Below are 5,505 nucleotides of genomic sequence, written 5' to 3' on the forward strand. Positions count from 1 at the left end.
AAGCTGCACGTGCGGTTCGGCGGGGGGATCAGGGCTGACTCCATGAGCAGCACCAATCCTACCCGACTGAGCGAAAATATGGGGCCGTGCGAGTCCGACTGCCCCGCCGCGGTCCTTGATCTGCTCAGCCCGACAGACCACGAATACGCGCTCGACTGGCGCGCCCGCTGCCGAGCGAACCTTGTGCTCCGCGCCCGCAAACTTTCGGACGGGGATCGCATTCGGCTTCCTGAGCCGCTGACCTTTACAGACGGCAACGTTGCGCAGGAATTCGTCGTCTGCAAGCGCGGCCGGAGGTTGGTGCTTCGGGATCCGCAAAATGGCTGCTTCTACCGCATCAGCCGCCTCATGCAGCGCGCCTGGACGATCGTGCCGGTCACCAAAGTCCACAAGACGCTGTTCGCCTGAACGCCAGTCCAAATATCCTCGCGAAGAAGGGGATCATGCCATGACCATTGCCATCGACAGGAACTGCCTGTCTCCCAAGCGCCGGCTGCTCTGCAGCCGTGAGAACGCCCTGCGGGTCGCCGGCCGGATTTTCGATCATTCGCCGGGCAAGGTGAGCATCCTGCGCACCAGTGACCCGCTGCAGCCTTTTCGCGTCTCTACCGACCCTGCGTCGCCGGGCCTGATCGTCCTTGAGATGGTCGCCTGAAGCCCTCGCAGCACTCCATATGGGAAGGGAGCGTGTCTGGGTTGCTCTCGTACGCCATCAAGATGTACGATCTTGAAAATCATGGTGGGATCACGTACATCTTGAACACGTACGATCTACGAGGAATACGGAGATGCCCCAAGCTGCCATAGATGACAACAAGCGCATGAATCTGCGGGTTTCGCCGGAAACGAAGGCCAAGCTCGTGCGCGCCGCCGCGTTGCGCAACACTGATCTGACCAACTTCGTGACGCAGACCGCCTTGCGTGAAGCCGAAGCCGTGATCGAGGCGGCCGAGGTCCTACGCTTGTCGGCGCGCGATCACGCGCGGGTGCTCGAATTGCTGGAAAACCCGCCCAAGCCCAACGCGAAGCTGCGAGCGGCCATGGCAGCGCTGCCTGACACACTATGACGTTGCCCGCCTGGAGAGAGGAGGCAATCGCTAAATCACATGATCGTCAGTCCTTCGACTGTGGCGATCCGACGATGAACACCTTTCTCCGACGCTACGCGCGCCAAAGCCACGAACGGAACGCCTCAAAGACTTTCTGCGCGATCGACCTGTCCACACCCAACCGGGTGCTCGGCTTCTATACCGTTGCGCCCTCCGCCGTGGCGCACGAGGCCGTGCCGACCTCGATGACGAAGGGGTTGGCCCAGCACGAAGTTTCGGGATTCAAGCTGGCTCGGATCGCAACCGATGCCACTGTCGCAGGCCAGGGCTTGGGCGGGCAGCTCCTCGCGGCTGTGGCGCTGCGCTGCCTGCGGATTGCGGCCGAGGCTGGCGGCGTGCTGCTGATTATCGACGCCAAGGACGAGCGCGCGGCACAATGGTATGCCAGCTACGGGGCCGAGCCGCTTCAAAAGCGCTCGCTCACGCTGGTCATGCCGCTCGCCACCTTCGCGGCCGACCTCAAGGCCAAGGGCCTTCTCTGACTAGAGGTGGCCATGGCCCCCTTCCATTCATGTCTCTTGGAGCAAAGCCAATCCGAGTGCTGGCCACCGCCGCGACGTGGTCAAGCCCATAATCCCGCCGATCATGACCCATGGCAAGAGGAGAGGGGGTGAATAGCCGTGTTCTCCAAGCTCTAAGGATCCGCCATGAGCACCGACTTTTACATCACTGCGCGGTCTTCGAAATTCCCCCTCGACTACGCACACAGCAGGGAGGAAGCTGCCGCGCTTCTGGTGCGCCACCGCGATCGCCATCCTGACGCCATCGTCGAGCCCACCGACACCTATTTCGAACGCTCGTTGGCCGAAATATTGGCGTCATTCCCACTCAACCGGATCACGCGCCGTTTTTATGACGCGATGATAGGCGTCCTCCCGCCGCAATATATCAGGGGCGCTGCGGGCTTCTTCCTCTCCGAAGCGGCAACCCAGTCCATCCACGCCCAGTTTATCGAGCATGGCGGCCGCACCTATGGCGGCTACGCGGACCTTGCCCGCGGATCCCGAAAGATCTGGACCATCGCCAACATCGCCGAGTTCGAAAGCCGCGCTGACGCGCGCACCCCGACGCTCGGCTGGTTTCCGGCCGACTGATCTTTGCGATCGACGCAATGGTAAAGATCCGCACCCTTTGTCATAGATATCGGATGTACCGCTTTCTGTGTTTCATCCTCCTTGTCTCTACCTGGGACGTCCAGGGCGCCTCCTTCAGCGAGCCGGGTTTCACCGCGTCGGCCCGGGCGCTCGATGGCGACACGATTGCAGCCGATTTCCGTCTTCTCGGTGTCGACGCGTTCGAGCGCCGTCAGCTTTGCGAACGGGCGCAGTCGTGCTGGGAATGTGGCAAGGCGGCGCAGGATCATGCCGCGCGGGTCCTAGGCGAAGCCGACGCCCAGATCCGGCTCACTCGCCGCTTCAGTTATGGCCGGCCGGTGGCGACTGTCACCGTGAAAGGCCGCGATCTTGGAGAGACACTGATCCGCGCGGGCCTTGCCATTCCCCAACCTGAATTCCTGAAAACCGATCCGGCGCGCGCGAAGCAATATACCGAAGCCTTTGCCGCCGCGCAGAGAAGCAAGGCTGGAGCCTTCGCGGGCCAGTGGATCGAGCCGGTTCGGTGGCGCCGCGGCGACCGCCTCGCCTGTGAGCGGTGACCATCAAGCCTGGCGGCTTGCCGCGAAGACCGGGGAAGCCCCGTCAGGCGGTGAGGCCGGGATCAGCCCACCAGGAACGGCCTTGCCTGAAGTTCTCGGTTGAGGCGACGACCGGGCCATCCGGTTCGTCGGCCACATAAGGCGAGACCAGCGGACGTGCCCTGATCTTCCGGCGGTGGATGTCGCCAGCGACGCGGCCGCGCGCTTCGAGCAGTTCTTCCAGCCACATCAGATCGTCGATCATCTCGACGACGCCGCGTCCGGCCAGGCAGAAATAGATGCAGCGCTGGAAGTCGTCCCCTGCCGGATTGCTGAGGATCGAGGCGAGCTTGCGTTTGCCCCCTGTCTCCCCCTCATGGATCCAGGACACCGCCTCGCGCAGTTCGCGCACCGAATAATAGGCATCCTCGACATGCATGCCGATCGCCGCGTTGGCGAGCATGCGGCGGGTCGGGCGGTTCTGATCGTCGAGCGCGGCATCGCGCAGCGTCACATCGAGATCGAACGGTTCAAAATAGCGGACGGCCTGGTCGGTCATTGAGAATCTCCCTTGAATGGAACGTATCATGAACAAATGTTCGGTCAAGCCGCATTCAATCGATGTCATGGTGGGTCTGCCGCATCTTGCCGTTGGAGCGCTCTTGCGCCGCGCCCGGGAGCTTCAGCAGCCCGTCCTGGTTTCCGCGAACGCCCTTTCGCGATGGTCCAGGAAAAGGGGCTGGCGCGAATGGGCTGGCTGGACCACGTGGCCACTGGCGAACGCGCGAAGTCTACACAGCCTCAGTCTCGACAGCGCAGGGTTCAGCGCAATGGTGACCTATGGGAGCTATCCCTGGACGGTCGATGACTATGTCCGCCTGGCCGCGGCCTTCCCGTTCCGCTGGTGGGCCAGCCTCGACTATTGCGTCGAGCAGGAAGTGGCCGGCGATCGCGACGAGGTGCTCGACCGCATGTCCCGCACCATCCGCGCCAACATCGAATGCCGGCTGCGTGCCGAAGATGCCGGGATCGATGCTACCTTCATGCCGGTCATTCAGGGACGTCATCCCGGTGATTATGAGCGTTGCGCCGAGGCGCTCGCGCACATGATTGAGCGTACCGGGCTCGTTGGTGTCGGCAGTATGTGCCGGCGTCCCGTCCATGGCGCGGATGGACTGATCGCCGTCGTCGATCGTCTCGACCAGATCCTGCCAAGGCGGACCCGTCTGCATCTCTTCGGCGTCAAGGGCGACGCCATCCCCTATCTCACCGCCTTCGCCCATCGCGTCGCCTCGATCGACAGTCAGGCCTATGGTGTCAGTGCGCGCAACGCCGCGCGACGTTGTGGTCAGCCCAAGACCGACCGCATGGTGGCGGACCATATGGCGCTGTGGTTATGCAGACAGCACGCTCGCCTTGACCGGCCCTCGCGGCGGTTGCCGATGCAACCAGAGATGCCGCCGCAGCCCGAACCGGCAGACCCCTGGGAGCGGGCGATCGCACAGGCGCGCCGCGAGATACGCGACCTCATCGAAACCGGCGACCTCGACCATGACGAAATGACTGCCCGGTGGGTCGAGCAGTGGGCGGCCGACATCTTCAGCGAAACGCCAGCGGACTGAAGGCGAGGGGGAGGGGGACCGGGGGTGCGAGCGGGAGAGCCGCTCGAGGCCCGGAGGATCCCATGAGCTATGATCTCGCTTTCCGCTACAGCCAAGCGCTCGATCCCAGCGCGCTGGTCATGATCGGCACGACGCTGCACGCAATCCACGCCGCCATCACCGATTGCCGCAACGCCGGCCTCGATCTCGAAAGCGATCCAGCGATTATCCTCCTCGCGCGCCACCTGGGAACCGTTTGCGCAGGTCAACCGTCACAAGCGGCCCGGCCGTTGCCGACGCGCTATGCCGGCACGGCGATTTCGCTCAATGGCGAGCCGATCCAGAATCGCGTCAGCGATCCCACTTCCCGCATCACGATCGCCGGCAACGAGGTTCGGATCGACACCGGATGCGGCGTGGTGAGCGCTGTAATCCGGCGCGAACGCGAAGGCCTGTCGCTGATCTCCAACGCGAGCAGCAGCGACGGTAGCGCCTGCACGGGCGCGCGGCTCACTGTGCACAATCAGGTGATGCGGCTGGTAAACGGTCCCGCCGCGGGCATCGTCGACGTCAATGGCGATTTGCTTCTTGCGGGCGAAGGGGTCTGGCTGACGGCGCGCTCGAACTGATCGTGGTGCAGCTCGTGCCGATTGATGTGTGCGAAGCTGTTGAAATCCCACCGGGAGCGTTCCTATTCTATCAGGTGCGCCCGCCTGGGCGCGAACATCCTCAACTTTGGCATGGAGATGGCGATGTCCAACAATCACCTGAACTATCTTCGGCGCGAGCATGCCCGTCTCGACGCCGAGATTCAGCGCGAAGAGCGCCAGGTTCGACCCGATGAAGTGCTGATCGCGCGGCTCAAGAAGCTGAAGCTCGCGGTCAAGGACCAGATGGCGGCCGAGTGCGTCGACCTGCCCGATAGCCGGTTCGGCTGAGGCATAGGCGGCGGAGCCGAGGGATCGGCTCCGCCATTGCGCCAGGAGACGCGACCCGCATCGCGGTGTTTCGAGACCAAAGCTGAGACTGCGATCACAGGTCCGCCTCGACCAGCAAAAAAACCTCTTGAAACCCGAATTGGCCTTACTAAGGCGTGTGGACATTTAAGGGATTCCTTTTTCCGCGCGGATCGGATTCAAGACTGGCGAAGGGAGCGCCATCT

At 63.2% G+C, this 5,505-nt stretch carries 10 protein-coding genes; 9 read left to right on the forward strand and 1 reads right to left on the reverse strand.

Going from position 1 to position 5,505, the window contains the following annotated elements:
• The 6 genes from L3X40_RS20755 to L3X40_RS20780 form a co-directional block, all read left to right on the forward strand.
• Positions 1–408 (forward strand): DUF6927 domain-containing protein (locus tag L3X40_RS20755; protein ID WP_445177226.1); only part of this gene is annotated, 408 nt, incomplete at its 5' end.
• A gap of 40 nt (positions 409–448) precedes the next feature.
• Complete coding sequence (locus L3X40_RS20760) at positions 449–655, forward strand: hypothetical protein (RefSeq protein WP_092959485.1); 207 nt, start codon at positions 449–451, stop codon at positions 653–655.
• A 133-nt stretch (positions 656–788) separates the two neighbouring features.
• Entirely contained in the window at positions 789–1,067 is a 279-nt protein-coding gene (locus L3X40_RS20765; RefSeq protein WP_092959487.1) for a type II toxin-antitoxin system TacA family antitoxin, read from the forward strand.
• A gap of 74 nt (positions 1,068–1,141) precedes the next feature.
• Positions 1,142–1,591: a GNAT family N-acetyltransferase gene (locus L3X40_RS20770; protein WP_237367268.1), complete on the forward strand. Its 450-nt coding sequence runs from the start codon at positions 1,142–1,144 to the stop codon at positions 1,589–1,591.
• A gap of 165 nt (positions 1,592–1,756) precedes the next feature.
• Positions 1,757–2,203 (forward strand): hypothetical protein, encoded by a 447-nt coding sequence (locus L3X40_RS20775; protein ID WP_092959492.1) that lies wholly within the window; start codon positions 1,757–1,759, stop codon positions 2,201–2,203.
• Between the two features lie 53 nt (positions 2,204–2,256).
• A complete protein-coding gene (locus L3X40_RS20780; RefSeq protein WP_237367269.1) occupies positions 2,257–2,763 on the forward strand; it encodes a thermonuclease family protein in 507 nt (168 codons plus the stop codon).
• Positions 2,764–2,806: 43 nt separating this feature from the next.
• Here the strand turns inward: L3X40_RS20780 and L3X40_RS20785 are convergent, their stop codons facing one another.
• Positions 2,807–3,301: a hypothetical protein gene (locus tag L3X40_RS20785; RefSeq protein ID WP_067109831.1), complete on the reverse strand. Its 495-nt coding sequence runs from the start codon at positions 3,299–3,301 to the stop codon at positions 2,807–2,809.
• A gap of 28 nt (positions 3,302–3,329) precedes the next feature.
• On the opposite strand from L3X40_RS20785, the gene L3X40_RS20790 reads away from it, so the two are divergent.
• The 3 genes from L3X40_RS20790 (at position 3,330) to L3X40_RS20800 (ending at position 5,281) form a co-directional block, all read left to right on the forward strand.
• A complete protein-coding gene (locus L3X40_RS20790; RefSeq protein ID WP_237367270.1) occupies positions 3,330–4,364 on the forward strand; it encodes a deazapurine DNA modification protein DpdA family protein in 1,035 nt (344 codons plus the stop codon).
• Positions 4,365–4,426: 62 nt separating this feature from the next.
• Complete coding sequence (locus L3X40_RS20795; RefSeq protein ID WP_067109824.1) at positions 4,427–4,972, forward strand: hypothetical protein; 546 nt, start codon at positions 4,427–4,429, stop codon at positions 4,970–4,972.
• Positions 4,973–5,095: 123 nt separating this feature from the next.
• Positions 5,096–5,281 (forward strand): YdcH family protein, encoded by a 186-nt coding sequence (locus L3X40_RS20800; RefSeq protein ID WP_067109875.1) that lies wholly within the window; start codon positions 5,096–5,098, stop codon positions 5,279–5,281.
• The last annotated feature ends 224 nt before the right edge of the window (positions 5,282–5,505 follow it).

Source organism: Rhizorhapis sp. SPR117 (genome assembly GCF_021742065.1).

What these genes read in the sequence shown, in the direction of transcription:
- L3X40_RS20785 (WP_067109831.1), bottom strand. Translation starts at nt 3,301, where the DNA reads ATGACCGACCAGGCCGTCCGCTATTTTGAACCGTTCGATCTCGATGTG.
- L3X40_RS20775 (WP_092959492.1), top strand. Translation starts at nt 1,757, where the DNA reads ATGAGCACCGACTTTTACATCACTGCGCGGTCTTCGAAATTCCCCCTC.
- L3X40_RS20790 (WP_237367270.1), top strand. Translation starts at nt 3,330, where the DNA reads ATGAACAAATGTTCGGTCAAGCCGCATTCAATCGATGTCATGGTGGGT.
- L3X40_RS20800 (WP_067109875.1), top strand. Translation starts at nt 5,096, where the DNA reads ATGTCCAACAATCACCTGAACTATCTTCGGCGCGAGCATGCCCGTCTC.
- L3X40_RS20760 (WP_092959485.1), top strand. Translation starts at nt 449, where the DNA reads ATGACCATTGCCATCGACAGGAACTGCCTGTCTCCCAAGCGCCGGCTG.
- L3X40_RS20795 (WP_067109824.1), top strand. Translation starts at nt 4,427, where the DNA reads ATGAGCTATGATCTCGCTTTCCGCTACAGCCAAGCGCTCGATCCCAGC.
- L3X40_RS20765 (WP_092959487.1), top strand. Translation starts at nt 789, where the DNA reads ATGCCCCAAGCTGCCATAGATGACAACAAGCGCATGAATCTGCGGGTT.
- L3X40_RS20770 (WP_237367268.1), top strand. Translation starts at nt 1,142, where the DNA reads ATGAACACCTTTCTCCGACGCTACGCGCGCCAAAGCCACGAACGGAAC.
- L3X40_RS20780 (WP_237367269.1), top strand. Translation starts at nt 2,257, where the DNA reads ATGTACCGCTTTCTGTGTTTCATCCTCCTTGTCTCTACCTGGGACGTC.